The 26072-nt window shown below is 71.0% G+C and carries 19 protein-coding genes; 7 read left to right on the top strand and 12 right to left on the bottom strand.

Annotated features, from left to right (window positions below):
- Positions 1-307: 307 nt before the first annotated feature.
- On the top strand, positions 308-2422 hold the full coding sequence (gene fusA, locus LNW73_RS02510; protein WP_250988681.1) for an elongation factor G: 2115 nt from the start codon (positions 308-310) through the stop codon (positions 2420-2422).
- A gap of 66 nt (positions 2423-2488) precedes the next feature.
- On the opposite strand, the gene LNW73_RS02515 is transcribed toward fusA, so the two are convergent.
- The 4 genes from LNW73_RS02515 to LNW73_RS02530 all read right to left on the bottom strand — a co-directional run bounded on the left by LNW73_RS02515 (position 2489) and on the right by LNW73_RS02530 (position 9236).
- The gene (locus LNW73_RS02515; RefSeq protein ID WP_250988682.1) at positions 2489-3391 is read right to left on the bottom strand and encodes an oxidoreductase; all 903 of its coding nucleotides are present in this window, start codon (positions 3389-3391) and stop codon (positions 2489-2491) included.
- Between the two features lie 290 nt (positions 3392-3681).
- Positions 3682-5994: a terpene synthase family protein gene (locus tag LNW73_RS02520; RefSeq protein ID WP_250988683.1), complete on the bottom strand. Its 2313-nt coding sequence runs from the start codon at positions 5992-5994 to the stop codon at positions 3682-3684.
- Between the two features lie 228 nt (positions 5995-6222).
- Positions 6223-8613 carry a phosphoketolase family protein gene (locus tag LNW73_RS02525; RefSeq protein WP_250988684.1) on the bottom strand — a complete coding sequence of 797 codons (2391 nt, stop codon included), beginning with the start codon at positions 8611-8613 and terminating at the stop codon, positions 6223-6225.
- 131 nt (positions 8614-8744) lie between these two features.
- A complete protein-coding gene (locus LNW73_RS02530) occupies positions 8745-9236 on the bottom strand; it encodes a Crp/Fnr family transcriptional regulator (protein WP_250988685.1) in 492 nt (163 codons plus the stop codon).
- Positions 9237-9572: 336 nt separating this feature from the next.
- Between LNW73_RS02530 and LNW73_RS02535 the strand changes: the two genes are divergently transcribed.
- Positions 9573-9995 carry a DUF1003 domain-containing protein gene (locus LNW73_RS02535; RefSeq protein WP_250988686.1) on the top strand — a complete coding sequence of 141 codons (423 nt, stop codon included), beginning with the start codon at positions 9573-9575 and terminating at the stop codon, positions 9993-9995.
- 19 nt (positions 9996-10014) lie between these two features.
- On the opposite strand, the gene LNW73_RS02540 is transcribed toward LNW73_RS02535, so the two are convergent.
- Positions 10015-10824: a maleylpyruvate isomerase family mycothiol-dependent enzyme gene (locus LNW73_RS02540; protein ID WP_250988687.1), complete on the bottom strand. Its 810-nt coding sequence runs from the start codon at positions 10822-10824 to the stop codon at positions 10015-10017.
- A gap of 358 nt (positions 10825-11182) precedes the next feature.
- On the opposite strand from LNW73_RS02540, the gene LNW73_RS02545 reads away from it, so the two are divergent.
- Together LNW73_RS02545 and LNW73_RS02550 are read left to right on the top strand one after the other, a co-directional pair.
- Positions 11183-11584 carry a hypothetical protein gene (locus LNW73_RS02545; protein ID WP_250978913.1) on the top strand — a complete coding sequence of 134 codons (402 nt, stop codon included), beginning with the start codon at positions 11183-11185 and terminating at the stop codon, positions 11582-11584.
- Between the two features lie 74 nt (positions 11585-11658).
- A complete protein-coding gene (locus tag LNW73_RS02550) occupies positions 11659-12306 on the top strand; it encodes a DUF1707 domain-containing protein (RefSeq protein WP_250988688.1) in 648 nt (215 codons plus the stop codon).
- Between the two features lie 30 nt (positions 12307-12336).
- Here LNW73_RS02550 and LNW73_RS02555 read toward each other — a convergent pair whose 3' ends face one another.
- Entirely contained in the window at positions 12337-14826 is a 2490-nt protein-coding gene (locus LNW73_RS02555; RefSeq protein WP_250988689.1) for a SpoIIE family protein phosphatase, read from the bottom strand.
- 195 nt (positions 14827-15021) lie between these two features.
- Positions 15022-16380: an FAD-dependent oxidoreductase gene (locus tag LNW73_RS02560; RefSeq protein WP_250988690.1), complete on the bottom strand. Its 1359-nt coding sequence runs from the start codon at positions 16378-16380 to the stop codon at positions 15022-15024.
- A gap of 164 nt (positions 16381-16544) precedes the next feature.
- Here LNW73_RS02560 and LNW73_RS02565 point away from each other — a divergent pair, with 164 nt between their 5' ends.
- Positions 16545-16898, top strand: a complete 354-nt coding sequence (locus tag LNW73_RS02565; RefSeq protein WP_250988691.1) for an ArsR/SmtB family transcription factor — start codon at positions 16545-16547, stop codon at positions 16896-16898.
- A 10-nt stretch (positions 16899-16908) separates the two neighbouring features.
- Here the strand turns inward: LNW73_RS02565 and LNW73_RS02570 are convergent, their stop codons facing one another.
- On the bottom strand, positions 16909-17670 hold the full coding sequence (locus tag LNW73_RS02570; protein WP_250988692.1) for an SDR family oxidoreductase: 762 nt from the start codon (positions 17668-17670) through the stop codon (positions 16909-16911).
- 103 nt (positions 17671-17773) lie between these two features.
- Here LNW73_RS02570 and LNW73_RS02575 point away from each other — a divergent pair, with 103 nt between their 5' ends.
- Positions 17774-18658 (top strand): sigma-70 family RNA polymerase sigma factor, encoded by an 885-nt coding sequence (locus LNW73_RS02575; RefSeq protein WP_250988693.1) that lies wholly within the window; start codon positions 17774-17776, stop codon positions 18656-18658.
- Positions 18659-18795: 137 nt separating this feature from the next.
- Here LNW73_RS02575 and lanL read toward each other — a convergent pair whose 3' ends face one another.
- Together lanL and LNW73_RS02585 are read right to left on the bottom strand one after the other, a co-directional pair.
- Complete coding sequence (lanL, locus tag LNW73_RS02580; protein ID WP_250988694.1) at positions 18796-21405, bottom strand: class IV lanthionine synthetase LanL; 2610 nt, start codon at positions 21403-21405, stop codon at positions 18796-18798.
- 78 nt (positions 21406-21483) lie between these two features.
- Positions 21484-21639 carry an SflA family class IV lanthipeptide gene (locus tag LNW73_RS02585; protein WP_250988695.1) on the bottom strand — a complete coding sequence of 52 codons (156 nt, stop codon included), beginning with the start codon at positions 21637-21639 and terminating at the stop codon, positions 21484-21486.
- A gap of 344 nt (positions 21640-21983) precedes the next feature.
- Here LNW73_RS02585 and LNW73_RS02590 point away from each other — a divergent pair, with 344 nt between their 5' ends.
- Complete coding sequence (locus tag LNW73_RS02590) at positions 21984-23291, top strand: serine hydrolase domain-containing protein (protein WP_250988696.1); 1308 nt, start codon at positions 21984-21986, stop codon at positions 23289-23291.
- 81 nt (positions 23292-23372) lie between these two features.
- Here LNW73_RS02590 and LNW73_RS02595 read toward each other — a convergent pair whose 3' ends face one another.
- Both LNW73_RS02595 and LNW73_RS02600 read right to left on the bottom strand, forming a co-directional pair.
- Complete coding sequence (locus tag LNW73_RS02595) at positions 23373-24629, bottom strand: MFS transporter (RefSeq protein ID WP_250988697.1); 1257 nt, start codon at positions 24627-24629, stop codon at positions 23373-23375.
- Between the two features lie 80 nt (positions 24630-24709).
- A complete protein-coding gene (locus LNW73_RS02600) occupies positions 24710-25948 on the bottom strand; it encodes a cytochrome P450 (RefSeq protein WP_250978903.1) in 1239 nt (412 codons plus the stop codon).
- Between the last annotated feature and the right edge of the window lie 124 nt (positions 25949-26072).

Raw genomic sequence — 26072 nt, forward strand, 5'->3', positions numbered from 1 at the left:
GGGGAGACCGGTCGTGCGTTACCGCACCGCTGTCGTTGTTCCCCAGTCACGGTACGAGGTGATCCTGGTGTCTTCGTGCCCCCAGTGCCGGCTGCGCGGCTGCCACTGGATGTCCGTGACGAACGCCTGACCCCTGCGCCGACCCCGCACTCGTCCCGCCCTGTGGTGAACCGCCGGGCGGGTACGTCCCGATGCGGTGTGCCGCGTCAGGGGGTTCCCTGCGGCCTGACCTGGCCGCAGCCGCAGGCCGTCTTCGTCCGGAATCGCGCCGACCCGTTCCAAGGATCACCCCGAAAGGCCATGGGCCGTGCGTACCGACCTGCATCGTCAACCCGTCAATCCGCTGACCGCCGTCCGTAATCTGGGCATCCTGGCCCACGTCGACGCTGGAAAGACCACCGTCACCGAACGGATCCTGTACTTCACCGGTGCCACCCACAAGCGGGGCGAGGTGCACGACGGGACGACCGTCACCGACTTCGACTCCCAGGAGCGCGACCGTGGCATCACCATCTTCGCCGCCGCGGTGAGTTGCGCGTGGGACGGACACCGGATCAACCTGATCGACACGCCCGGCCATGTGGACTTCTCCGACGAGGTCGAGCGTTCGCTCCGCGTCCTCGACGGCGCGGTCGCCGTGTTCGACGCCGTCGCCGGGGTCGAGCCGCAGAGCGAGTCGGTGTGGCGGCAGGCCGACCGGCACGGCGTACCGCGGATCGCGTTCGTCAACAAGCTGGACCGTGTCGGCGCCGATCTCGACGCGGCCGTCGAGTCGATCCGGGAGCGGCTGCATCCGGCTCCGCTGGTGGTCCAGCTGCCGATCGGTAAGGAGGACGGGTTCACCGGGGTGGTGGATCTGCTCCGCATGCGCGCGCTGGTCTGGGCCGGCGACGGTGACACGTTCGAGGAGGGCCCGGTACCCGAGGCCCTGCTCGAAGAGGCGCGCCGGCGCCGCCGGTTGCTCGAGGAGGCGGTGGCGGAACTCCACCCGCTCGCGTTGGAGGAGTTCTGTACCGAGTCGACGATCTCCGCGCCGACGCTGGCCGCGGCACTGCGCGACCTGACCCGTACCGGTGAGGGCGTTGTGGTGCTGTGCGGTGCGGCCTACCGCAACCGCGGTATCGAGCCGCTGCTCGACGCCGTCGGGGCCTATCTGCCGTCGCCGCTGGACGTCCCGGCGGTGCGCGGCACCCTGCGCGGCACGGAGGAGGAGCGGGCCGCCGATCCTTCGGCGCCGTTCGCGGCGCTGGTGTTCAAGGTGACGTCGACGTCCACCGGGCGGCTGACCTGTCTGCGGGTGTACTCGGGAACGATCCGGAAGGGAGACACGGTGATGGACGTGGGCGCGCGGCGCTCCGAGCGGATCAGCCGGATCCTCCGGGTGCAGGCCGACCGGCACGCGGAGCTGGACCAGGCGGTGGCCGGGGACATCGTCGCGGTGATCGGGCCGAAGGCCGCCCGTGCGGGAGCCACCCTGTGCGTACCCGAGGCTCCGCTGGTCCTCGAACCGCCGACGACGGCCGACCCGGTCGTCTCCGTAGCGGTCGAGGCGCGGAGGAGCACCGATACGGACCGGTTGGTGTCGGCGTTGGTGCGGCTGGTCGAGGAGGATCCCTCGCTGGTGGTCAGGACCGACACCGAGACGGGTCAGACGGTGCTGTCGGGCATGGGCGAGCTGCATCTGGAGGTCGCGGTGGAGAAGATCCGCCGCGCCCACGGTCTGGAGGTCGGCGTCGGCCGTCCGCAGGTGGCGTACCGGGAGACGGTCTCCCGCGGCGTCACCGGACTGCTGTACCGGCACGTCAAGCAGGACGGCGGCGCGGGCCAGTTCGCCCATGTCGTCCTCGACGTGGACCCGCTGGAAGCCGCTGATGCCGTCGGCGAGGAAGGCGGCGGCAGCGCGGTGGAGTTCGTGTTCCGGTCGGCCGTGGTCGGTGGACGGGTTCCGCAGGAGTACGTCCGGGCGGTGGAGGCGGGTTGCCGGGACGCTCTGATCGAGGGTCCCCTCGGCGGTCACCCGGTCACCGGAGTGCGGGTCACGCTGACCGACGGAGCCACCCATCCCAAGGACTCCTCGGAGATGGCGTTCCGTACGGCCGGCCGGCTCGCGCTCCGGGAGGCACTGCGCGCCAGCGCGATGGTGCTGCTGGAGCCGGTGGTCGAGGTCACGGTCACCGTGCCCGACGACCCCGTGGGCGGGGTACTCGGTGATCTGGCCGCACGGCGCGGCCGGGTCTCGGGCTCGACCACTCGGGCGGGCACGGCGGTGATCACCGCGGCCGTGCCGCTGGCCGAGCTGTTCGGCTACGCGACCCGACTGCGCAGCCGGACCCAGGGCCGGGGGACGTTCACCACCCGGCCCACCGGCTACGCCCCGGCCCCGGCTTCGGTCACGGCCTCGGCCTCGGTGGCCACCCGCTGAGCAGGTGGCTCAGGGTCGGCCCCGCTCGCGCACGCGAGCGGGGCCGGCACGCGGGACCGGGACCCGTTACGCCTCGGCGTCGGGCGCGTTGAGGAGCGTCATCTCCTGCTCCGTGAGACGCAGCGCGCCGGCGGCCACATTGGCGGTGAGGTGGTCCGGATTGCCGGTACCGGGAATGGCCAGCACATGCGAACCCTGCTGGAGCGTCCAGGCCAGCCGGACCTGCGCGGACGACCCGCCGTGCACATCCGCGACGGCGCGCACCTGGGCGTTCTCCGCACCGGTCGCTCCCGAATCGCGCCCTTCACCGGCGATGGCGAAGAACGGCACGAACGCGATCCCCTGCTCTCCGCAGAGGTTCAGGAATTCGTCGGCGCCCGGGCGCCGCGCGTCGATGCCGTAGCGGTTCTGGACGCAGACGACGGGTGCGACGGCCTGGGCCTCGGCGAGATGTTCGGCGCGGACGTTCGACAGGCCCAGATGACGGATGAGACCGGCGTCGCGGAGCTCGGCCAGCGCCCCGAAGTGCTCGGCGATCGGGCCGGGTGCGTTCATCCGCAGATTCACCACGTCGAGGTGGTCCCGTCCGAGCTGACGCAGATTCTCCTCCACCTGGCCGCGCAACTGCTCCGGCGTCGGCCAGGGCAGCCACGCGCCCGACGCGTCCCGGCTCGGACCGACCTTCGTGACGATGACCAGATCGTCCGGGTACGGGGCGAGCGCCCGATTGATCAGCTCATTGGCGGAGCGCAGCGACGAGAAGTAGAACGCGGCGGTGTCGATGTGGTTCACACCGAGCTCGATCGCCCGGCGCAGCACCGTGATCGACCGGTCCCGGTCGCTCGGCGTCCCGAGGTCGAACGCGGCACTCCCGGTCAGACGCATCGCGCCGAGTCCGATCCGGTTGACCGTCAGGTCACCGAGCTTCCAAGTACCTGCGGCCTCGGCGGTGATCGTCCGTGCGGGCAAGGGCGGTCCTCTCCATCGGTCTTCGTCCGGCGGTCCCGGCAGCACTGCGGAGATCGGATTATGAGGTCCCGGTCAGCGTGCCGGGAAGCCGGGAGAGGTGCGGTGATCATCACATCCGGAACGGGAATCCGCGGCCGGGGATCCGGGTTGAGAGTTGGGATGGCCAACGACAGCACGCTGCCGCCGGGGACGGCGCCTGGCATGACGCTCTACCGCGCAGGGCCGCTTCTCGGCAGTGTCGACACTGCCGAGAAGCGGCCCTGAAACCGTGCGGCGCCTCGGACTGCGTCTCAGACGGCGCCGCGTCGGGCGCCGCGGTCGTGGGCCTGCTCCGCGGGCGACGGGAAGAAGACCCGGGCGGCTGAGGTGCCCAGGCCACCCGGGGCGGCCCAGACGTGCCCTTCCGGAGAGGGCAGGGACGGGAGTGCCAAGGGCTCGGACGGGAGGGTGGTCCGGGGCGTGGGTGTGTGCGGAACGCCGCCGTAGGGCAGGGTGGTCGGCAGGTCGGCGTCGTAGTAGCGGCGCGCGCCCCGGTGCCAGTTGAGGATGCCGACGAGCCAGTCCTGCAGTTCCTTCATGTACTCGTCCATCGTCGCCCGGCCCTCGGCGTCCAGGTCGAAGTCGTCGTACAGCACGGGAAGTTCGTGCTCCATCGCGTGCTGGAACTGGGCGAGCCGGGACGACATCAGATCCGCGACGATCTTCAGTGCGGTCGGATAGTCGCAGTCGAAGAAGTTCTCGACGACGAGGATGAGGTTGTGGATCTCTCCCTCGTACTGGATCTCCTTCTGGTACGAGAAGACGTCGTTGATCAGGAATCCGTAGTCGGAGACGGCGTTCTCGATCGCGCGCAGCGTGCCGCTCTCATAGATGCCCGGCGGCAGCTTCTTGCCGTGCCGCATCCGGCTCAGACTCATGGTGAGGTCGGAGCCGAAGGTGAACCGGCGCATCTCCAGATAGTCGATGGGGTCGGGGATGCGGTTCTGGTGCTGGTTGTGGAGTTCCCACAGCCAGCTGTCCAGCATGACCTCGATGGTGCGCTGGAAGGCCCGGCGCTGGTCCATGTCCATGGGCACGACGGTGCGGCCCCACAGGTCCGCGAGGCCGCGTTCCATCGGGGTGACCGCCAGGGCGGCTCCGACGGCCGGTTCCTCAACGGTCATACAGGCCTTGAGACGGTCGGTGCACAGCTTCGCGCCGGCGAGGTCGTGGGTGCGGCCGAAGGCGAGCGGATACAGGTCGTCGCCGTAGGTCCCCCACGTCAGCCACTCCGCGCTGAGCTCCAGCTCCTCCCGCGTGGCGTCCGGATCGAGGCCGGCCGAGCAGAGGGCGAAGTCGTAGCCGGCGAGCTTGTCCTCGTCCCAGATGTCGGCGAGCAGGCCCATCCGCCCGGCCCAGGCGATGGATTCCTTCCGCGCGTGATCGAGGTGGGGACTGACCGCCAACGTGAACGGCAGGTCGAAGTCCGGCAGTTGAGAAGGGCCGACATGCCGGCGCGGCACGTTGCTGTGGCTCCGCAGCCGGGCCTTGGCAGGCCGGCCGAAAAGCGTCTTGATGTCCAGGACCGACAGGCCGACGGCTCCCCCGAACAGGGCGTTCGGGGTGGTGACCGCGCCTTCGTTCATATAGCGACTGGAGCGCAGATGCCACTCGTGGCCGCCGGACTGCCAGTCCTGCAGCCCCTTCACGTACGCGGCGACGGCCGCGCACTGCGCCGGATCCAGGCCCTTCTCGACGCAGAGCGCGGGGACTTCGGTCAGCGCGGTGTTCTCGAACTGCTGCAGCCGTGAGGTGAGCAGGTCGTTGACGGCCTCGGCCGCCTCCTGGGTCGTGCAGCCCAGGAACGTCTCCAACACCAGGACGCCGTTGCTGAGTTCGCCCTCCTCCTCCACCTCCCGCTGGTACGAGAAGAGGTCGTTCCGCAGGTGGACGCCGTCCGAGAAGGCGTCGGTGAGGACGCGCAGCGGACGGGTCCCCGCGACCGGGACCGGGAGCTCGGCGTTCGCCGCGAACTCGATGATCCCCGCGGACCAGGGCGCCCCGCCCACCTTCCGCCGCATCTCGATGTACTCGACGGGGTTGGCGATCCGCCCCGTGTCGATGTTGGCGAGTTCCCACAGGGACTCGTTGAGGAGGTTGCGCGTCGACTCCGCGAAGCGCTCGCGCCAGGCGTACGACATGCTCGGCACGGTGCGCGCCCACAGATCGGCGAGCCCGGCCTCCACCGGGTTCTGCGGCTCCGGGAAGCCGTCCGCCAGATCCATCGGCATGAACGCCGGCAGCCGGTCGAGATACTCCTTGCCGCCCTCCCGGTCCGGTGTCCGTTTGTAGAGCTCCAGGAAGTGGTCGTCGAAGAAGAACACCCACACGTACCAGTCGGTGACCAGCGACAACACATCGGCGTCACAGTCCGGGTGGGTGTACGAGCACAGCAGGGCGTAGTCGTGGGCGTCGAGGTCCTTCTGCTCCCAGATCCCTGAACCCTCCAACATGCCCATTCCCCGGGCCCACACCCTGGACTGCTCACGGGCCGCTTCCAGATGCGGGTTGAGCCGGGCCGGGTACGGCATGTAGAACTCGGGCAGGTCAAACGGCTGAGTCACTGGGCCGCCCCTCCAATTTTGCGCGCCAGTTGGTCAGGCCCAGTCATGCCCAAGTGGCCGGTGGCCATACGGAGTACCGCGTCGTCTCACACGAAAGTATGACGTTCCGCCAAAACACCCCGCCCGCGCGGCCGGTTCTGCAGATGGCACCGCGCGGACGTTCCGTGTGGGTGTTCCGTGTGGCCGTTCCGTGTGCGCGTTCCGGGTGGGCGTTCCGTGTGGCCGGTTTCAGCCGTTCCAGGTCCAGTCCGCGACCTCGGGCAGGTCCACCCCGTGTTCGCGGATCCAGGCGTGGTGGCGCAGTCGGACGTCCTCCATGTCCTGGCGGACGGTGGCGGCGCGGACGGCGAGGCCGGGGACGCGGTCGATGACGTCCATGACCAGGCGGTAGCGGTCGAGGTCGTTGCGGACCACCATGTCGAAGGGCGTGGTGGTGGTGCCCTCCTCCTTGTAGCCGCGCACATGCAGGTTCGCGTGCCCGGCGCGGCGGTAGGCCAGCCGGTGGATGAGCCACGGGTAGCCGTGGTACGCGAAGACGACCGGCCGGTCGCGGGTGAACAGGGCGTCGTACTCGGCGTCGTGCATCCCGTGCGGGTGCTCCTCCTTCGGCAGCAGCCGGGCCAGGTCGACCACGTTCACGACCCGCACCCTCAGCTCCGGCAGGTGCGTGCGCAGCAGCTGCGCGGCGGCCAGGACTTCCATCGTGGGCACGTCGCCGGCGCAGGCCAGCACCACGTCGGGCTCGCCGGCGCCGTCCTCGGTGCCGGCCCATTCCCAGACGCCGGCGCCGCGGGCGCAGTGCGCGCGGGCCTGGTCCAGGGTGAGCCAGTCGAAACAGGGCTGCTTGCCTGCGACGACGACGTTGACGTAGTCCCGGCTGCGCAGCACGTGGTCGGCCACCGCCAGCAGCGTGTTGGTGTCCGGGGGCAGATAGACCCGTACGACCTCGGGGCTCTTGTTCAGGACGTGGTCGATGAAGCCGGGGTCCTGGTGGGAGAAGCCGTTGTTGTCCTGCCGCCACACGTGCGAGGTGAGCAGGTAGTTCAGCGACGCGATGGGGCGGCGCCAGGGCAGCCGCCGCGAGACGCGCAGCCATTTGATGTGCTGGTTGACCATCGAGTCGACGATGTGGACGAACGCCTCGTAGCAGGAGAACAGACCGTGTCTGCCGGTCAGGAGATAGCCCTCCAGCCAGCCCTGGCAGGTGTGTTCCGACAGGATCTCCATGACCCTGCCGTGCCGGTCCAGGTCCTCGTCGACCTCCAGGGTCTCGCCCTGCCATGCCTTGCCGGTGGCCCGGTAGACGCTCTGCAGGCGGTTGGACGCGGTCTCGTCCGGGCCGACCAGCCGGAAGTCACGGCGCTCCGCGGTGTCCTCCATGATCGTCTCCACCAGGTCGCCCAGGACGCGGGTGGGCTCGTGGAGGGTCGCGCCGGGTTTGTCGACGGGGACGGCGTACCGCTCGAGCGCCGGGATCGGCAGGTCCCGCAGCAGCAGACCGCCGTTGGCGTGCGCGCTCGCACCGAGCCTTCGCTCGTCGACCGGCAGGCATTCCAGCACCTGATCACGCGGGCGGCCGTGCTCGTCGAACAGCTCGGCCGGCCGGTAGGACCGCAGCCAGGCCTCCAGCTGGCGCAGGTGCTCCGGATTGTCACGCACGTTGGACAGCGGGACCTGGTGGGCGCGCCAGGTGCCTTCGACGGGAAGCCCGTCGACCTCCGCGGGACCGGTCCAGCCCTTGGGGGTGCGCAGGACGATCATCGGCCAGCGGGCGCGCTCCGCACCGCCCTCCTCGCGGGCGGTGCGCTGGATGAGCGCGATACGGTCCAGCGCGGTGTCCATGGCGCGGGCCATGGCCTGGTGCACGAGCAGCGGGTCGTCCCCGGTGACGTGGATCGGTTCATGGCCCAGTCCGCGCATCAGGTCGTCGAGTTCGGACTCGGGGATCCGCGCCAGGACGGTCGGGTTGGCGATCTTGTAGCCGTTCAGATGCAGGATCGGCAGGACCGCTCCGTCGTTCACCGGGTCGAGGAACTTGTTGGAGTGCCACGAGGCGGCCAGCGGTCCCGTCTCGGCCTCCCCGTCACCGATGACACAGGCGACGAGCAGACCGGGATTGTCCAGCGCGGCACCGTAGGCGTGCGCGAGCGAGTAGCCCAGCTCCCCGCCCTCGTGGATCGATCCGGGGGTCTCCGGCGCCACATGGCTGGGGACCCCGCCGGGGAACGAGAACTGCCGGAACAGCTTCCCCATGCCCGCCGCGTCCCGGCCGATGTCCGGGTACGTCCGGCTGTAGGTCCCCTCCAGCCAGGTGTTCGCCAGCACCGCCGGCCCCCCGTGCCCCGGCCCCCACACACACAGCGTGTCCTGGTCGCGCGCCTTGATCACCCGGTTGAGATGGGTGTGGACGAGGTTGAGACCGGGCGAAGTGCCCCAGTGGCCCAGCAACCGGGGCTTGATGTGCTCCGGGAGCAGCGGTTCAGTGAGCAGCGGGTTGGCCATCAGGTAGATCTGGCCAACGGCCAGATAGTTCGCCGCCCGCCAATGCGCGTCCAGCGCCGCCACTTCGGCATCGTCAAGGTAACTGTCCTGGTGCGTCGATGAGCTGATGCCAGGCATATCCATCTCCTCCGCAAGCGCCGAACCGGCGTCGCTCCTACCCTGCGACGCGGTGCGACCCCGCCTCTTGGGCCGATAGGGGACATCCGGGGGGCCGAACGGCCCCCACTTCCAGCGGTGTCAGCGCGGTGTCAGCCGTCGTCTTCCAGACCGCCCACCGATACGGAGCTGTCGCGATACTCGCCGAACGGGCCGTACAGGTCGAGCAGCCGGGTGCGCGTGGAGTGCAGCCGGCCCCCGATGACCTCGGCGCAGAGCAGGACGAATTCGTGTCCCAGTCCGGGATCGGCCGCGCAGAGTTCACGGACTTCCGGCGCCGGGAACTCCCTGGCCCGCACGGCGGTGTGCGCCTGTGCGCCGAGCTGCCACCGGAACGGCGGGAACAGCCAGGACCAGCCGAGGAGTTCGCCCGCCGGGACGGTCTGCACGACGACCGCCTGCCGCCCGGGGACGTGCAGGTCCAGGGCCACCTCGCCGCGGTCCAGGATCCAGAACCGTTCGGCGGACCGGTCGGCGTCGAAGATCCGGGTGCCCGAGGGAAAGGCGACCGCTGTGGACAACGCCAGCAGTCGGTCACGGTGTGCGGTGGTGAGCCGGTCGAGAATGGAGTGTGTGGTGGACATCGCACTGTCCGTTTCCGCGGCTCCGCGGTCTTCGACGTGTGCAGACGTGGTCGCGCTTCGCCGCTTTGGTTGTCCGTGCTTCGGTTGTCGTGCTTCGGTTGTCCATCGATCCTGCCTGCCCTCCCATCCTCGCCCAGGCGGCGCTGACGCGCAGGGTCCCGAACGTCCTCAGTTGCCGGCAGGGTGGAGCGAACGTTCAGTGCGCGCCGGTCACCCTCGGTGACCGCTCCACGCCCGGCTCGGCGGGCAGCCGTGAGATGCGGGTCTGACACCATGCAGCGAGTTCACCCGGTGCCATGGCGCCGGTCGACGACCCCCAGAAGGCGGTAGATCCCGATGAGCAGGCCCGACGACCAGGCGCGGCACCATCCGGTTGTCGTCGCGCACCGCGCCAGCCGTTCTTCGGACCTTCAGCTGCGCATCGCCGATGCGATCACCAAGTTCGCCGGCTCGATGATGTTCGTCTATCTCCACGGCGTCGCGTTCGTGGTCTGGATGCTGGTCGTCGAGACCAACCCCTGGCCCACGTTGACGCTCGTCGTATCGCTCGAGGCGATCTTCCTGTCGACGTTCGTCATGATCGGACAGAACCGGCAGGCCGTGTTCCAGCAGGCCAAGGCGGATCATGACTTCGTCGAGCAGGAGCTGGAGCTCAAGACCAACACCGAGCTGACGCGGGCCATCCACGCCATGACCACGGAGATCCACCGCCGACTGGCATCGGGCGAGGCCGAGGCCGAGGCCGACCGCAACGCCTGACGTTCCGGGTCCGGGTGTCTCAGAACTCCGAGTTGGCGAACCAGTGCGCGAGCAGTTCCTCGTCGCCCTCGATCCCGAAGAGGTCCGCGGCACGGTCGAGCCGGCCGTAGAGGAGCAGCAGCAGATCCGCTGCGGCGCCCCGCACGGTGGCGTCGGCGGTGGGCGTCGCCGGCCCGGCGGGGTGCGGATCGATCCCGAAGCCGTCGGGCCGCAGGCGGACCAGCCAGTCACCGTTGCCGCTGACGTTGCCATTGCCGGCGCCACTGCCGCTGCCGCTGACGTCCGTGCACTGGAACCGGATGGTCTTCCCGTCGCCGCGCAGGTTGGACACCTTGGGCGCGAAGGACGCGGCGAACGGCAGATTGGTCAGGAACTCGTCGACGCCGTCGGCCGCCAGGTCGCGGTCGATCACCGGCCGCAGGTCCAGCGCGCGTTCCGCGTCGGTGCGGTGCACCAGCGTTTCGAAGAGCATCCGCCGCACCCAGAATCGGGCGTGGTGGTCGGCGCCCCACACCCACATCGGGGCATCGGGGTCGGTGGCCGCGAAGGCGTTCGCGGCCTCGGCCGCGCTCGCCGTCAGCCAGTCGGGGTAGCCGTCATCGGTCGGGGGCAGCCGCAGTTCGACGTCACGGCTTCGCGGTCGTTCCTGGACCTGCTGGCGCAGCAGGACGGAGAACCAGCGCTGCACGCTCCCGGTGTGCTTGACCAGGTCGGCGAGCGTCCAGCCAGGACAGCTCGGCACCGGGGTCGCCAGGTCGGCGCCCTTGACCGCCGCCACGAACCGATCGGTCTCGGTCGCGACGGCGACGCGGTGATCGGCCGAGGTCACTGTGTGTCCCGAATGATCCGACGTTGTGCTCACCGTGGCGTACCTCCGTGATGTGTCCGGCCCCGGAAGACGGCGGTCCGGGGAGCCGGGTTTCTCCTCGCAGCCTGCCACAGCACCGGCCGGGGGCGGCCGACCGCATCCAGGCCGTGCGGGCGGTCCGTGCCCGGGGCCTGGATGCGATCGCATCGCCCGAGGACCCCCCTATACAAAAGATTTACCGCCAATGGTATAGACAACAACTACTTTTGCCGTCCAGTATGGGCGGTATGTAGCGGGTCGTGGGACAGGTCCCAGCGCTGGACCCGGCCGCTCCGGCGATTCCGGTGAATCCGGCGCCCGGGTGAACGAGGAGGCGGTCATGTCCACGGCGGACACCTATCGGGGTCGGGCGCGGGCCGCTGCCTATCTGCGCTGCTACCCGTACGACCAGTGGCGGATGGCAGTCCATCTGCACGCCCTCGAAGAGCACGCCGACCGGCTCGGCCACCACGCCCCGGAGATCTTCCTCGACAACGGCGTCTCCTGCCGGGCGGTGCGGCCGGAGCTGAGCCTGCTGCTCGCCCGGGTCGCGGTGGGGACCATCGACACGGTGTTGATACCCGGTCGCTGGGTGTTCTCGCTCGACGACCGCACGGCGGACTCCGTCATGGACTTCGTCCGGGGGTGCGGCGCTGAGGTCGTCGAGCTTCCGCATCACCGGGACCTCTCTCCCTCGCCGTATCCCGCCCTCGCCGGCTACCGGGTCCAGCGAACGCTCTGAACGCCACCGAGTGAACCGCCGCCCCTCCGACCGGCTCCCGTGCCCCCTCGGCTGACACCCACTACAGTGTGGGCATGTCCGGTGAATTGGTGCCCGATCACGGCGAGCTGCGCGCGTCTCACGAAGACCGGGACCAGGTCGTGGAGCGGCTGCGCGTCGCCGCGGGAGACGGCCGGTTGACCGCCGAAGAGCTGGACGAACGGCTCGAAGTGGCGTTGACGGCGCGTACTTACCGAGAACTCGAAGCGGTGCTCACGGATCTGCCGGCGACCGGACCGTCGTGGGCGGGCGGTGTCCCCTCCCCCGCCCCGAAGGACAGGTCGCGGATCGCGGTCGACAGCGCGAGCGCGAAGCGCGAGGGCACGTGGGCGGTGCCCCGGCAGATGGAGATCGAGTCCAACAGCGGCTCCGTCGTTCTCGACTTCACCAGTGCCGTCATCGGGTCGCCCACCCTGGAGATCGAAGCGTCGGTGCGCAGCGGGTCGGTGACCCTGATAGTGCCGCCGGACGTTTTCGTGGACGTCGACGAGGTCTCGGTGAGCAGCGGCAGCGTGCGCCATCGGGCACACGTCTCCGCCGGGACGCCGATCCGGCTGCGTATCCATGTGACGGGGAAGGTGCGCAGCGGCAGCATCACGGTGCGACCGCCCAGGCCGCCCCGCCGCGGTTTCCTGCAGTGGCTGCTGCGCCGGCCCGCGCCGATGAAGTCGATCGCCCGCTGACGCAGGGCGTGACGGCGTTCGCACCGCGGACTACGGATCGGCCCGCTCCGCGCTGTCCGCGGGCGGCAGATCCTGTTCGGCCCAGATGGTCTTGCCCGTGGGCGTGTAGCGCGTTCCCCAGTGCTCGGTCATCTGGGCGATGAGGAAGAGGCCGCGGCCGCCTTCGTCATCGCTCGCCGCATGGCGCATATGGGGTGAGGTGTGCCCGGAGTCGGAGACCTCGCAGATGAGGGTCTGATCGCGGATGAGCCTCAGCAGGATGGGGCCCTCGGCGTAGCGGATGGCGTTGGTGACCAGCTCGCTGACGATCAGTTCGGTGGTGAACGAGACGTCGTCCAGGCCCCATTCGCCGAGCTGCCCGGTGGCCGCGGCGCGGGCGCGGCCGACCATGACCGGGTCGGCGGCCAGCTCCCACACGGCCACCCGGTACTTGTCGAGCCTTCGCGTGCGGACGAGGAGCAGGGCCGCGTCGTCGTCCGACGGACCGGGGAGCAGCGTCGAGACGGTCCGGTCGGCGAGCTCCTCCAGGGGGCGCCGGTGCTCGGCGAGGATTTCGTCGAGCCGGTCGAGCCCGGCGTCGATGTCGCGGTCGGAGGACTGGACCAGACCATTGGTGAAGAGTGCGATGAGGCTGCCTGCGGGCAGCTGCAGGTCCGTGCTCTCGAAGGGCAGGCCGCCGAGTCCCAGGGGCGGGCCCGCGGGGAGCTCCGGATAGCTGACGAGGCCGGTCTCCGCGTCGACCACGGCCGGCAGCGGGTGGCCCGCGCGCGCCATGCTGCACTGTCCGGTCACCGGGTCGTACACCGCGTACAGGCAGGTCGCGCCGAGGGCTTCGTCGTCCTCCGGCCCGCCACCCCGCACGCCCCTGACCGCGGCCCACTCCTTGGCGGACTGGCCGACCAGGTTGTCCAGCCGGGTCAGGAGTTCGTCCGGGGCGAGGTCGAGCTGGGCGAGGACCCGGACGCTGGTGCGCAGGCGCCCCATGGTGGCGGCGGCTCCCAGGCCGTGCCCGACCACATCCCCGACCACCAGGCCGACCCGTGTGCCCGACAGCGGAATGACGTCGAACCAGTCGCCGCCGACCCCGGCCCGGCTGTCGGCGGGCAGATAGCGGTACGCCAGCTCGACGGCCGTCTGCGGTGGCAGGCTCTGCGGGAGCAGGCTGCGTTGCAGCCGGAGGGCGGCCGTGTGCTCACGGGTGAACCGGCGGGCGTTGTCGATACAGACCGCGGTGCGCGCGACGAGCTCGTCGGCGAGGTCCAGCTCACCGTCGTCGAACGGGTCGGTGTACCGGTTCCGGAAGAACGTGACGAGTCCGATCGGGCTGCGCCCGGCCCGTAGCGGCACGGCGAGACACGAGCGGAGCAGCGGTTCCTGCGCTGCCTTCGCGTCCGGAGTCTCCTTCACGTCGTGCGCCGTGTGCTGCGGGTTCGGGCCGGTCTCCAGAATCTTCCGGCCCAGGGCCAGGCTGCGGGCCTGGGCCGATGCCGGTGGGTAGTCGACCAGCCGGCGTGTCGAATGTCGCGGGGCTCCCGCGCCCGTCGTCCCGCCGGCCCGTCCGGTGTCTCCCCACATCCGGACCAGCCGCCGTCCGGCGGTGGTCCCCGGCGTGGTCTGGTCCCCCTCCAGTACCGCCTCCAGCAGGTCCACGGTGATCGCGTCCGCGAACTGCGGGACGGCGACCTCGGCGAGTTCCCGCGCCGTGCGGCTCATGTCCAGGGTCGTACCGATGCGTGCTCCGGCGCGCACCAGGAGGGCCAGCCGCTGCTGGGCCCGGTAACGGTCGGTGATGTCCACCGACTCCTCGCACATGCCCAGGGATTTCCCCTGGGTGTCCTGAAGCCGGTAGTAGGAGCACGACCAGACGCGGTCGTGCTCCGGATCGACGGGCGCGCGGCCGCCGTAGTGCAGATCGATGACGGGCTCGCCGGTGGCGAACACCGTCCTCATGACCTGTTCCAGCGTGGGCGGATACCCCTCGGACAGAACCTCGCCGTCCAGGAGCATCTCGTCCGGGGACATGCCGACGTACTGCGTGGAGCCCATTTCGCGCTTCAGCTCGGCGTTGATCCACACCACCCGCATGTCGGCGCTGTAGATGGCGAGGCCGACGGAGGAGCGGGTGACGAGTCCCTGCAGCATCGCCTGCTGGGCCTCCCACTGGTCCAGCTCCTCCGAATCGGCGGCGACGAAGAGCCAGGCCGGCCCGGACCCTTCGGAGGACACCGGGACCATCGTCGTGGCGATCCGCAGCGAGCGGCCGTCCCGGTGGCGCAGATGGAGAACCGCGCTGCGGGTGCTCTGCTCCGCCCCCGGCGGGCCGGCGCGCCCGCCGGTGCCCGCACGGCGCGCCAGCAGGTCGTCAGCGGGGCGCCCGAGCACGTCGTGCGCCTCGTAGCCGAGCAGCTCCGCCGCCGCCGGGCTCCACCCGATGACCCGTCCTCGGGCGTCGAGAACCGCTGTGGCTGCTCTCGTGACGTCGAGGGGTCCACGGGAGTCCACCCCGTCAGCTCCGTCCATCGCACAGTTCCGCCTTAATCCACTACCTCATGGTGGGCCCGGAGCCCTGGCGCCACAACCGCTCTGCCACGCCCCGGACTCCCCCGTCGGGCGCCGGCCGGGTCCGCCCCACCCTCCGGTACACCCGAATGGCGCAACGATGAGCCCGGCGCCACCCACCAGGGCCGGCGGGGTACGGCCGCCGGGCCGCACCCGTCAGCAGCCGCCCGACGCGGTGCGTATGGGGGTGACGGTGCCGATCCGGAGGGTGGCCGGGGCCGAGCAGCAGCCTCCGCCGTCGGTGGCGGCCTCGGCTTCGTCGAAGAGACCCGCTCCGCCGCACACTCCGGTCTCGGGCAGCGTCAACTCGACGCGTTCGGCGGACTCGTGATCACCGGCGAGCGATGCGGCGATGGAGCGGACCTGCTCGTACCCGGTCATGGCCAGGAACGTCGGCGCGCGGCCGTAGGACTTCATACCGACCAGGTAGACGCCGGCCTCGGGGTGGGAGAGCTCCTTGACGCCATGCGGGTAGACGGTGCCGCACGAGTGGACGTTGGGGTCGATCAGCGGTGCCAGTGCGGCGGGCGCCTGGAGGCGCTCGTCCAGGCCGAGGCGCAGTTCGCCGACGAACGACAGGTCCGGGCGCAGACCGGTCAGGCCGATGATCTCGTCGACCGGGTCCAGACGGGTGCCGTCCTCCCCGACCAGCACGAGCCGCTCGCCGTCACGCTCCACAGCGGCCGTACGGAATCCGGTGACGGCCCCCGCGTGGCCGGCCTCGACGGCGGCCTTCGCGCGCAGACCGAGGGCGCCGCGGGCGGGGAGCTGATCGGCTTCGCCGCCGCCGAAGGTGCTGCCGCTGAGGCCACGGCGCAGAATCCAGACCGCGTGGGTACCGGGGACCTGCTCGGCGAGGTCCGCCAGATAGGCCAGGGCGGTGAAGGCGGAGGCACCGGAGCCGATCACGGCGGTGCGTCTGCCGGCGTACCGGGCGCGGACGGCCGGGTCGGCGAGGTCCGGCACGCGGTAGGCGATGCGGTCCGCGGCGGCGCGCTCGCCGAGCGCCGGCAGGCCGTCGCCGCCCAGCGGGGCGGGGGTCGACCAGGTGCCGGAGGCGTCGAGGACGGCGCGGGCGGTGATCCGCTCCTCGGCCCCGCCGGAACGGGTGATGTGGACGGTGAAGGGCTGCTCGGCACGGTCGGCGTCCACGACGCGATCCCGTCCGGCCCGGGACACGCCGGTCACCCGGGCGCCGTACCGGACCCGATCGCCCAGAGCGTCGGCCAGCGGCCGCAGGTAGCTCTCCACCCAGTCGGCGCCCGAGGGGTAGCCGGCCCCGTCGGGGCGGATCCAGCCGGTCGGGGTCAGCAGCTTCTCCGCGGCCGGGTCGACGACCTCGCTCCAGGTGGAGAAGAGCCGGACATGCCCCCACTCGCGCACCGCGCTGCCCGAGCCGGCCCCGGCTTCCAGCACCAACGGCTCCAGCCCGCGCTCCAGCAGCTGGGCGGCGGCTGCCAGCCCGATGGGACCGGCTCCGATGACGACGACGGGAAGAGCGGTGGTCGTACTCATGGTGGTTGAGCCTTTCGGGGCGGCAGGAGGGGGCGGGAGGGCGCTGGGCAGGAGAGGACATGGCCGGAAAGCCATGCGGCGGCAGCGACCCGACGCCCTTTGCTTTGACATCCATCGATACAGTGAAGCTTGTCACCGGCTTCGATGGGTGTCAACATAGACGCATGTCGAATTCAGAGGTTGTCGAGTTGCCGGTCCTGCGGCCGGCCGTGCCGTGCTGCCCGCCGCTGACGCAGCGGCCGCTGACCGTCCTCGAGGCCGAACTGACCGCGGCGATGTTCAAGGCTCTCGGCGATCCCGTCCGGCTGCGGCTGTTCTCCCTGGTCGCCTCGCACGACGGCGGGGAGGCCTGCGTCTGCGACATCTCGGACGTCGGCGTCTCGCAGCCCACGGTCAGCCACCATCTGAAGAAGCTGCGCGAGGCCGGGCTGCTCACCTCCGAGCGGCGTGGCACCTGGGTCTACTACCGCGTGGTCCCCGCGGTGCTCGCCGCCATGGCCGGTGTACTGACCGCGTGAGACCGGGGGGTCAGCCGACCCGCTCCGCCAGGAAGTCCTCCCAGGTCCGCTCGCCCACGGCGGCCCCGTCGAGCGACAGGTTCTCGGCGGCCCGGTAGGCGCGGCCGGCCTTTCCTGGCATCCGCACGGGCATCATCAGGCGGTGCTTGCCGCGTGCCCGCAGATAGCCGCGGCTCAGGTCGGCCATCCCGTACACCTTCGGCCCCGCCAGGTCGGGCACCAGCCCGGCCGGTTCGCCGAGGGTCAGCTCCACCAGCCGGGCCGCGACATCACGCGAGTCGACCGGCTGGAACCGCAGTCCGCCAGGGACCGGGATCACCGGCAGCTTCCCCATCTTCTCCACCACCGTCAGGACCAGGTCGTGGAACTGGGCCGCGCGCAGCGTCGTCCACGGGACGCCGGATTCGGCGACGGCCCGCTCCGCGCCCAACTTGGCCTGGAACCAGGCCAACGGCATCGTGTCCGTGCCGATCACGGAGACGTACACCACGTGTCGCACCCCGGCCCGCGACGCGGCCCGCATCAGATTCCGCGTCGCCTCGTCATCGCCCTTGGGCCCGCCCGCGAGGTGCAGGACCACGTCCACGCCGTCCACCGCGGCCTCGATTCCCTCGCCCTTGAGGAGGTCGCCGCTCACATACGCGACGCCGTCCACGGACTCACGGCGCTGCCGGCTGAGGACGCGAACCTCGCGCCCGGCCGCCCGCAGCAATGGGACGACGTGGCCCCCCAGAGTTCCCGTACCACCGGTGACCAGGATCGTCGACGTCATGGCTGCTCCCCATTCGTTCGGTCCGGGAGTCGGCCTCCCGGTACCTTCAACTCGGTTTCGTGGATCTACTGCCTTGACCCCCCGCGACGAAGGAATGTGACCGATGGACGAGAACGCATCGCTGATCGAGCGATTCGAGGAGGACCGGGTTCGTCTTCGGGCGGTGGCCTACCGGATGCTCGGCTCGGTGAGCGAGGCCGACGACGCCGTGCAGGAGACCTGGCTGCGGCTCAGTCGCACCGACGCCGACAGCGTGCAGAACCTCGGCGCCTGGCTGACGACCGTCGTGTCACGCGTGTGTCTGAACCTGCTGCGCTCGCGCGACCACCGCCGCGAGGAACCCCTCGAATTCCACGAGCCCGACCCGGCCCTCGGCCGGCCGGCGGGGATCGACCCCGAGCAGGAGGCATTGATGGCCGACTCCGTCGGTCTGGCCCTGCTGGTGGTGCTCGACACGCTGACGCCGCCCGAGCGCCTCGCCTTCGTGCTGCACGACATGTTCACCGTGCCCTTCGACGAGATCGCCCCGCTGATCGAACGCTCCCCTGCCGCGACGCGGCAGCTCGCGAGCCGGGCCCGCCGCCGGGTCAAGGGTGGCGTGGCAGTCCCCGACGCCGACCTGACCCGTCAACGCCGGGTCGTCGACGCCTTCCTGGCCGCCACCCGCGGCGGCGATTTCGACGCACTCGTCGCCCTGCTCCACCCGGACGTCGTACTGCGGGCCGACCGGTCCGTCGTCCCGACCCCCGAGCCCATCGTCTTCAGCGGCGCGCAGACCGTGGCCAAGGGCGCGATGGCCGCCATGGAACGTGCGCAGTCCACCGTGACGGCACTGGTCAACGGAACGGTCGGGCTCGCCATGGCACCGCTCGGACGGCTGTTCCTGGTGCTCGACTTCACGATCACCGACGACCGGATCACCGAGATCGACGTCATCGCCGACCCGGACGGCCTCCGCCAGGTCGACCTCGCCGTCCTCGACAACTGACCTCACTCACCACTCGACGCTCCACACTCCAGCACGGCCGGGAGCACGAACACGAGGTGCTCCCGGCACGAGCGCATGGGCGCATGGGCGCATGAGCGCATGACCGCACAGGCGCATGCGACGCATCCATGACCGTCTCAACCGCCGCAGACACGCTGCCCACCGCGGTCGCGCAGCCGGCGCAGGAAGGACAGCACTCCCGCACCGCCCGTCGCCCAGGCGGAGTCCGAGCCGACGAGGGTGTTGTCGGGCAGCAGCGGCCGGCGGGCGGTTCCGCCGCTGCGGGCCAGGATCAGCCCCGCCACGTCCTCCGCGTCCCGCCAGAAGCCGTCGTCGCCCGTGGCGAGGGCCGCGTCAACGAGCAGTTCGCCGACGCCGGCCAGGCCGCAGCACTGGGAGACCAGGCTCATCCGCGGCGCGAGCGCGCGGCACACCCGGGCACAGCGCAGGCCGAGTTCGAGAAGCTCCCTGTCCTCGTCCCGGCTGCCCGCTGTGATCAGGACGGTGCCTGTTCCCGCCATTCCGCGGCACCACGATCCGTAGCGCCGGGAGGCGCCGGGGCGTGCGGCGGCGGCGAGCAGGCCGGTGGTGTCCGCGGCGAGTTGAGCGAGGCCGGCCCTGGCCGCGGCGCCGGCGGCCCGGTCGGCGGTGGCGCGGTGGTAGGCGTACAGGAAGTGGACGACGCCCGCCCTGCCGTGAGCGAAGCCGTGGTCGTAGGCCGCGAGCGAGGGGGCCTGCGGCTGCTCCGATCCTCCTTCCCCGGACGGTCCGGTCCAGTTCGACAACTCCCGTGCGCACCGGCCCGCCGCGGCCAGGTGCGCGGCCGCCTCCTCCTGATGTCCCGCGGCGCGGGCCAGGTGCGCCAGGAGCAGGAGTCCCGTTCCGGTGCCTGCCGCGCCACCGATCTGGTCGCCGCTGCCGTCGTAGTGCGGCAGACCGGACGGATCCGCCGGCGCCGGGCCGCCGTGAGAGGACGGGAATGCGTCGGCGGCCGATGCCAGGAACAGCTCGACTCCGGTGCGGCCGGTGTACAGAGCGGCGGTCAGCGCAGCCACCTCGGGGTGTTCCGCCGTTCGGCGGGCCAGGTCGGCGACGGCCTGCGGTACGCCCGGGTGGTCGGTGTGGTGCAGGAGTTCCAGGCCCACTCCGGACGAGCCCGCGTAGAGCGTCACGGTCGACCCCGTATGGCGGCCGCCCGGCCCGGCGGGCGACCGGGAGGCGCGCACACAGCCGTCGACGGTGTGCGCGATCACGTCGTCCAGCAGCCCGGCGGTGATGCGGGGCGGGCCGGGCGGACGGCGCCCGCCGACCGGTTCCGGCAGGCCGGCCCGTAACCGTCCCGCGCAGGCCACTCGTTCCGCGGGATCGAGGCTGAGCAGCCCGGCGACCAGCGCGCGGACTTGACGGTGGGCGGCGCCGGGCAGCGCGCCGTCCAGACAGGCCAGTGTTCGGTCACGGTTGACGGCGTGGTCGGGGTCGACGACCACCGGGTCCATGCCGGTCAGCGCGTAGTGCAGGGTCGCGCCGAGTGCGTAGAGGTCGTCCGCGGGGTGGGGCGGGGCTCCGGCGCGGTAGACGGGGAGGGTGTAGCCGGGTGTCGCACCGGCCGGGCGCTGCGATCCCAGGGCGCTGATACCGAAGTCGACAAAACGACAGGTGCCGTCCGAGGCGATGACCACGTTGCCCGGTTTCAGATCGCACACCACCACCCCTCTGGCATGCACCGCGTCGAGCACGGCCAGCAACTGACGTGCCAGCATCGATATCTGACGCCCCGTGCGATGGGCGTCGGCACCGTAGGGCCCGTGCTCCAGCACGTCGCGACGCAGGTCACGGGGACCGCAGTCCGCGGTGACCAGGTACTCGTCCTCGCCGTGCCGCACGTGGTCGACGAAGCGAGGTACGCCGTCGAGGCCGTCCAGCGCCGCCAACACGGCACGTTCGTTGCGCAGCCGGCCGCGGGCGTCCACTCCGTGCTCGTCCTCACCGGTATACGCTCTGGCCTGCTTGACCACCACCCGGCCGCCGGTCACCGTGTCCAGGGCGCGGTAGACGTCCCCGTGCGGGGACCGCGCGATGCCTCCGGTGAGCCGGTATCTGCCACCGACAAGGCGTGCGGCCGGTCGCCCCGTGCCGGGCGCCGCCGCCCCGAACGGATCCTGCGTCCAGGGTGGTTGGCGGTACCGGGTGCTCGCGCGACCGGCGAAGCTCTGTCCGTCAGGACCGGTCATGACGAGCGCCGACTCGCCCGCCCCTGCCGCCCGGAAGGGGCCGTAACGGTAGTAGACCGGAGCGTCCGGCCGCACCCGGCGGTCGCTGAGCACCCGTGGTCCGCCCCGGCCGACCAGGACCTCGGCCAGTTCCCGTCCGAGCGCCGCCACGTCCTGCCCTCGGGGATAGACGGTGACCGCCTTCCCGATGAGGGCCTGGTCCCGCACCCCGGCGTTCAACTCCCCCAGCACCGCCGCGCTCCGCGCGAACTTGGCTTCGCAGGTGTAGCGCAGCAGCACCGGGACGAGGAGCTCCATGGTCCCGGCGAAGTCGTCGGACCGGGCGGAGACGTGCAGCTTCCAGCCGTGTTCCATCGCCGGCATGCGCGGATCGAACAGATAGCGCCAGACCTCGTCCGCGCCGCACCGACGCTCGTGGCCGGCCACGAGTGCGGCGAGGCGCTCCCCCAAGTCCGGCGCGGACCCGCCCGGGACCGCCACCGGGACCGACCCCGGCATCAGTCCGGGCCCCGGCATCAGTCCAGGGCCCGGCACCGACACCGGCCCCGGGACCGGCCTCAATGGATCGGTTCCGCCGACGGTGGACCGGCCGGGCTAGTCACATGCGAAACGCGTGGTCGCGGTGACCCAGGGATCGGCCAGGCACGCTTCGGCACCGCGGCCGGGATCCAGCTCGTCCTCGAACGCGATCCCCTCCGCTTCCACATCCAGCGGACCGGCGTCACGGATGTCCAGTTCCACAGGGCTCATATCGATCCTTTCGCGAAAGAGCGGGCATTTCATCTCACGAACCGAGCGACTTCACGGGCGTCCACGCCGTCCATGCCGTCCCGCCGCGCCGGAGAGCGCGCAGCCAGAGCGGCGGGTGGCGGGCTGTCGGACCGTCACAGTCTCCAGGACGTCCGCGAAGGAGGAACGTCGTAAACCAGCCGACTTACCGGCCGGAATCCACACAAGATCATCCGCAGTGGAACCAGGGGAACCAAACGCGGCGCCGGCCTCTCTTCGACGGCGAGAAGGTGCGCGGCATACGCGGGAAGCGAATCCGCGGCTGCGATGATCACCGGATCATCCGCGTCGGAACAAGGAGTGTCATGGTGCAAGGCAAGTTCGGCAGGCGCGCGGCGATGAGCGCTTCGGTGCTGGCTCTCGTCGTCGCCTCGGTCCCGGCCCTCGCGGCCCGGTCCGAGGCCCGGACCCTGGCGGGGACCGGAGCGGGCAGCGCCACTCGGCAGGCGCCGGACGACGGACTCGCGAAGCCGGACCTCGATGCCCTGCACAAGGTCTTCGAGCGGGTGATGGCCGGCGGCGCGCCGGGCGTGATGACCCGTATCGACAGCGGGACCACCGTCTACCAGGAGACCGCCGGGGTGGCCGACCGCTCCAACGGGCAGGCCATGAACACCGATGCGCGCTTCCGCATCGGCAGCATCACCAAGTCCTTCTCGACGGTGGTGCTGCTGCAGCTCGTCCAGGAGGGCAAGGTCGCGCTGGACGCGCCGGTCGACCAGTACCTGCCGGGTCTGCTGCCCGACCCGACGATCACGGTGCGGCACCTGCTGACCCACCGCAGCGGTCTGTGGGACTACACGAACGACATGTTCGCCAACACCGTCCCCGGGTTCGAGGCGGTCCGGAACAAGGTGTTCACCTACCAGGAGCTGGTGAAGCTCTCGCTCGCCCACCCGAGGACGGCCGAGCCGGGCGCGGCCTACCAGTACTCCAACACCAACTTCGTGATCGTCGGCGCCCTGATCGAGAAGGTCACCGGCAACCCGGTGGGCACCGAGTACCAGCGGCGCATCATCACTCCGCTGCAGCTGAACGACACCGTCTACGTGCACCCGAGCGCCACCATCCCCGGCCGCCACATCAAGGGCTATCTGACCCCCGACGAGGCGGGCGCGCCGCTGGTCGACTCGACCGACCAGACGGTGTCCTGGGCCCAGTCCGCCGGTGCGATGGTCTCGAACCCGCGGGACCTCAACCGCTTCTTCTCGTCCCTGCTGGGCGGCCGTCTGCTGAGCGCGGGCATGCTCACCGAGATGCTCCGGATGACCCCGAGCGACGACACCGGAACCCGCTTCTACGGGCTCGGCCTGCGCCAGCGCGACCTGTCCTGCGGGATCTCGGTCTACGGTCACACCGGCACCGTCCAGGGCTTCTACTCCTACGCCTTCACCACCCGCGACGGCCGCCGCAGCGTCAGCTCGATGGCCAACACCTCCAACAACGGCAACGTCAACACCATCCTCGGCGACACCCTCGAAGCGGCCTTCTGCGGCAAGCCCGCCGCCCCGAAGACTCCGGCCGCCCAGGGCCCGTCCGCGAAGCGGTCGGCGGCCGCCACCCCGAAGGCCCCGTTCTACGAGGACATCGCGCCGAACGTCGCCCGGCGCTGAGCACGTTCCGGCCGGTGGCCGTGCGACCCGGCGAGGGCGCGCGGCCACCGGCCGGGGAGCACCCGGCACGGCGGGGCCGGATCAGACGCCCGTCACGGCCCGCCGGCCGATCTCGGCGTCGTCCTCGTGCGGCGTACGGTCACCTCGCGGGAGCAGGAGCGGCGTCGCCAGCATCAGGAGTCCGGCGACCCCGATCGCGGTGCGCGGGCCGGTGACGGCGGCGAGCAGGCCCCACAGGGCGGTCAGCACGGCGATGGTGGCGTTGCTGGTGACCGACCACGCGGAGAGCGTGCGGGCGACCCGGTCCGTCGGGGTCTGTTCGAGCCGGTAGGTGGCGAACACCGGGTTGAACACGCCCATACAGGTGATCAGCCCGAGTTCGACGGCGATGACGAGCACCAGCCCGGTGACGCCGGGGCGGATGAAGACCAGCCCGGGCAGCCAGCAGGCGCGCAGCGTACCGGCGGTCAGCATGACCTTGTGCTGACCGAACCGCGTGACGAGCGGGCGGGCCAGCCGTGAGCCGATGAGACCGCCGACGCACGGTGCTCCGAACGCGAGGCCGTACTGCCACGGCGCGAACCCCAGATGACTGAGCATCAGGACGGCGAGCACCGGCGAAGTCGCCATGATCAGGCCGCTGACCAGGATCGTGTTGAAGAACAAGGGCCGCAGCGCCGGGTGGCCCAGGATGTACCGCCACCCTTCGAGCAGGTCGCCGGTCCGGAAGCGGGATGCCGCGGTTCGCGTGGGGTGCGGCTCCTTCCCGCCGATCGCGCGGATCCCGGCCGCCGAGAGCAGATAGCTGACCGCGTCGGCCACCACGGTCGTCACCGGGCCGAAGAGCCCGATCGCCGCCCCGCCGAGCGGCGGTCCGAGCGCGGTGGCGGTCCAGGCCGTGGACTCGAACCGGCCGTTGGCGACGAGCAGGTCCTCCGGCGGCACGAGAGCCTTCAGGCATGCGCCGGCGGCCGATCTGAAGGTGATGTTGGCCGCGGCGACGACGACCGACACGGCCAGCAGCTGGACGAAGGTGAGCCCGCCGAGCGCGTACGCGGCCGGGATGCTCATCAGCGCCGCGAACCGGGTCAGGTCCATCGACATCATCACCGGTCGTTTGCGGCGGAACTCCACCCAGGGGCCGAGCGGCACCGCGACCGCCGCCCCCACCGCCAGCCCCGCGGCCGCCAGCCCCGACACCGCGGCCGGTCCGGCGTGCAGCGCGAGGATCGCGATCAACGGGAACGCGTCGAGCGCGATCCAGCTGCCGAACGTGCTGACCGCGTACGACGCCCAGAGCCACTCGAACTGCCGCCCCAGTGATCTCCTGCCCAGCATCCCGAGCCCGCCCCCCGCCGTACCGCCCGAACGCACCTCGCGTTGACCAGTGCGATCCAAGCGGTCCAGGCACAGGCGGGTCAAACCACCGATCGTTCGGACGCCAGGTGGCCGCGGAACTCCTGAGGCACGGGGGCGAAGCGGTACGCCATGGTGATCGACTCGGGGTTCGGCACGGTGAGGCGGTAGCGGGTGCACATCAGATAGCACAGCGCCATCAGCTGGATCATGCCGATGTCGGCGCCGACGCAGTTCTTCGGCGCCCAGCCGAACGGTACGTAGTGGCCCTTGTCGACCGGTCCGTGCGGCGCGCCGGGCAGGAAGCGGTCCGGGTCGAATGTGTCGGCCTGCTGCCAGTACCGGGGGTCCCGGTGGATCATGTGCGGGCTCAGCAGGTAGCCCTGGTCCTTCTCCAGCCGGGTGGTACCGAGATCGAACGAGAACCGGGAGCGCCGCATGAGGAGCAGCGGCGGGCTCCACATGCGCAGCACCTCCTTGACGAACCGGTGGGTGACCGGTGCGGCCTTCGTCGGTGCGGCACAGAACCCGGCCGGGTCGACGGCCCGCAGTTCGGTGGCCAGCCGCCGCGCCCACTCCGGATTCCTGGCCAGCTCGTACAGCACGCTCGCGGCCGCCGCACCGGGCGGACCGCCGATCGCGGTGAGCACGGCGGTGACCACGTCCAGCGCGCGATCCATGCCGAGCTCCGGAAGCAGGTCGACGATCGGATCGGCGAGGTCCAGCTCCCGGGGGCGGCGGCCGTCGGCCCGCTCGCGCAGCACCCGCCGTACGACGCTGCCGGCCCGGACCTGCACGGCGACGAAACGCAGGTGGTGCCATGGTCCGGCGCCCGGTTGCCGGGCGATCAGGCGGAGCAGCTTCTGGTTGAGGTCCTCGCTGATGCGGGCGGCCTCGCGGGGGGTGAGGCCCGACAGGGCGACCGGCAGCATGGACTGCACGGCGACTTCCTGCGCGAGCATGACGAGGTCCACGTCGTCGCCGAGCCGCGCGTCGACGATCCGTTCCATCCGCGTGATCAGGTCGGCGTTGTGCTCGGCGGTGGTGAGCTTGTGCAGCTGGGCGAGCCACGCGCCGCGTACCCGGGTCCACCGCATCTGCGGGCTGTGGCGCCGCCGGATCTGATCGACGAGGCGGTCCGGCATGACGAGACGGTGCCAGTTCGCACCGCTCACCTGACGGGCCGCGTTCGGCTCGAAGACGGCGAGCAGATCGTCCTCCAAACGGAAGACGCCGCCTTCGGCAGCGCTGCGCAGGCGCAGGTCGTGCAGGAAGTCGGTGGCATGGTGCGGAGTCGTCATGGCTTCACCTCTCGCGGCGTGCGGGGCGCCGCCGGCCGGCGGCGCCCCGCACGCCCTGCCGATCAGATGTGGTGGTAGACGTACCAGTGCATGTACGAGGCGTAGCCGCGCCGGACGTTGAGAG

Origin of the sequence: Streptomyces sp. RKAG337 (genome assembly GCF_023701715.1) — a bacterium.
In the GTDB taxonomy this organism is placed as follows: domain Bacteria; phylum Actinomycetota; class Actinomycetes; order Streptomycetales; family Streptomycetaceae; genus Actinacidiphila.